Annotated in this window: 2 protein-coding genes; one reads left to right on the forward strand and one right to left on the reverse strand. The window is 54.9% G+C overall.

Features of this window, described 5'->3' with window-relative positions; translation table 11 throughout:
* A partial coding sequence (locus HNH97_RS17670; RefSeq protein ID WP_244949534.1) for a chloride channel protein occupies positions 1 to 993 on the forward strand: 993 nt, incomplete at its 5' end.
* Positions 994 to 1,038: 45 nt separating this feature from the next.
* On the opposite strand, the gene HNH97_RS17675 is transcribed toward HNH97_RS17670, so the two are convergent.
* The gene (locus HNH97_RS17675; RefSeq protein ID WP_048852395.1) at positions 1,039 to 2,301 is read right to left on the reverse strand and encodes a cation:proton antiporter; all 1,263 of its coding nucleotides are present in this window, start codon (positions 2,299 to 2,301) and stop codon (positions 1,039 to 1,041) included.
* Between the last annotated feature and the right edge of the window lie 129 nt (positions 2,302 to 2,430).

Raw genomic sequence — 2,430 nt, forward strand, 5'->3', positions numbered from 1 at the left:
GCCCATGTCTCGTCCGTAAAGGTGCCTGTTCTGTCTCCTTCTTCCATCCCTACAATATGGGAAGAAATTCAAGATCTAACAGGCCCTAGCGTACAGATGGGAGCCGCAGTAGCCGATGCGATCGCACGACGGCTCTCACTGGGACGTGCAGACTGCCGTGCCCTTCTTGCCGCTGGCGCGGGAGCAGGTCTTGCAACGGCCTTCAATGCGCCAGCCGCAGGTGCTGTTTTTGTCCTGGAAGAACTGGTGGGGCAATTTGAGGCGAGAATGGTCTGCGCAGCGCTCGGAGCGTCCATCTCAGCCATTATGTTCAGTCGTGGCATTCTAGGCAGTCAGCCCGATTTCATCGCATCTTATCCGGTTCTACCTACAGCAGTTGCGAAGCAGTTATTCTTTGTCATGACTGGTCTCATGACAGGCCTACTGGCAGTCGGATACAACCGAACAATTCTTGCAGCACTGCGCCTTGCCGACCGTCTGCCTGTCAGCATATACACCAGAGCCACCCTAATCGGCGGACTGGCCGGACTTGTCGTATGGCTTGATCCCCATCTGGCGGGTGGAGGCGACTGGATCACCCAGGCCGCAATAAGTAATACGATAAACTGGCATCTTATTCCCCTCCTGTTCGTTTTCCGCTTGGTATTCGGGGCAGTTTCCTATGCTGCCGCGACACCTGGCGGATTATTCGCGCCTATGCTTGCCTTGGGGGCACTATCAGGGTTGGCCTGCAGCTTTGTCGCACAAATACTGAGCCCGGACACAGCACTGGCGACTGCGCCGTTCGTGATTGTTGGCATGGCTTCAATGTTCGCAGGATCCGTTCGATCACCCGTGACGGGCATTATCCTCGTCATGGAAATGACTGGATCATCCGATCTTGTATTACCGCTCCTGTGCGGAAGCTTCTCAGCAATGGTGGTGGCAGGTGCATGCGGAGATACCCCGATCTACGAGGCCTTACGACTTAGGGCAGCAGTCGGCAGATGCTGACTGATTGACCTACAGGCATTTTGTCGCCGCATGTTTCATGAGAAATCATTCTGGCCCGGATGTTGATGATGGGTAAAGCCTGCGGACGACCCATTCCATGGTCAGTCCCTGTACGATGGTGGTAAACACCACCACACCGTAACAGACAGGCAGCAACAGATTGCGCAATTCACCTGGAGGCAATCCAAGCGCCAGTGAGACCGAGATGCCACCGCGCAAACCACCCCAGGTCAGGATACCAAGAACACGGCCCCGTTCCCATTGTCTGAGATGAATCGGAAGAGTGGAGAACAACACGCTCAGTGCGCGCACGACAATAGACAGCGGAATCACCATGAGCGTCGCCATCATGGTAAACAGACGCGGCGTGATCTCCAGAATTTCAAAACCGATAAGCATGAATAGCAGGACATTCAGCACTTCGTCCATAAGGGTCCACGCGACATCGAGGTTCTGGCGGGATGCTTCATCGAAAACGGAATCGCTATAGCTGGTTCCAAAACACAATCCAGCCACGACGACAGCTATCGCGCCTGACATGCCAAGATGGCTGGCGATACTGAAGGTTCCGGTCGCTAGGGCCAATGACGTCAGCAGATCGATATGCGGATCCCGTTGCTCCTTGAGTACACGAAGCGCGATCCATCCGGTCATGGCACCTAACAGACCACCACCAAGCGCCTCACGGCAAAAGCTGAGCACAATCGCAGAAGCGGCCAGACCCTGACTGTCTCCGGTCGCCAACCCGATCGTCACACCAAAAATAACAACTCCCACACCGTCATTGAACAGACTCTCGCCCGCGAAAACTGCCTGAAGTGGTCCCGGAAGTCGCAGACGCTTCAGCATGCCCACGACCGAAACCGGATCTGTGGGTGCGAGAATCGCACCGAGCACAATGCACCATGAAAACGGAACGGCATGGCCCATCAGGGGCAAAATACTCCAGACTGCACCCGCCAGAAGGACCACAGCCAACACCGTTCCAAGGACAGAGAGGGCTGTCACGGACATCAATTTGGCACGCAGGTGCCCGACATCAACCTGCATGGCTCCCGCAAAGAGAAGAAGTGACAGCACACCGTTCAGAAGCGCTACGGGTAGATTGATGATCCCCAGCATAGACCGCGACAGAGCCTGCAGATCATAGTCCGGAATCAGCAGGTTCAAAGCCACAACCAGCAGGGATGCCAGCAGCGAAAAGATCAGGACACCGATTGTCGCTGGAACGCGAAACGTGTGGTGATTGAGAATGCTAAAGGCTGCGGCGAGCACGAAAAGCAGAGCAATAAGGCTGATAGTATCCATTATATGATCGCTGGCCCTTCTGATGTTTTGCGTCAAGGAAAACAGAGGTGGACCCGTCTGTTCGGACAGTTTTTGGGTTTGAATAAGCTATACCCGGTTGTTGTTATGCCGCCATTCTGACGGCGTTGC

The organism is Gluconacetobacter entanii (genome assembly GCF_013155425.1).
GTDB lineage: Bacteria > Pseudomonadota > Alphaproteobacteria > Acetobacterales > Acetobacteraceae > Novacetimonas > Novacetimonas entanii.